The sequence below is a fragment of the Halomonas marinisediminis genome, assembly GCF_004347715.1.
In the GTDB taxonomy this organism is placed as follows: domain Bacteria; phylum Pseudomonadota; class Gammaproteobacteria; order Pseudomonadales; family Halomonadaceae; genus Halomonas; species Halomonas icarae.
Genome location: NZ_SLTR01000876.1, coordinates 1 through 220 on the forward strand (window position 1 = coordinate 1; position 220 = coordinate 220).

General features: G+C 59.5%; 1 protein-coding gene. It reads left to right on the plus strand.

Annotation, left to right across the window (positions count from 1 at the left end; all coding sequences use genetic code 11):
- Window positions 1-220 (plus strand): hypothetical protein (locus tag E0702_RS19885; protein WP_132045965.1); only part of this gene is annotated, 220 nt, incomplete at both ends.

Sequence of the window (220 nt, forward strand, 5' to 3'; positions counted from 1 at the left end):
TCTGCACGTTCGCTTGTCTTCGAGCGCAGTCCGGCGATCTGGACCGCCTGTTGGTCGGCCACGCTAATGGGAAACCAAGGCCTGGACGGCTTGCTTGCATTCCATGAGAAGCGCGCCTCGATCTATGTGCCTCCGCCCATCACGGAGCAGATCAACCAACACATGGCCAAGGTTCGAAAGCGGGTAGAGCTCGTGCGACACTTCGACCAGATGAACCGCC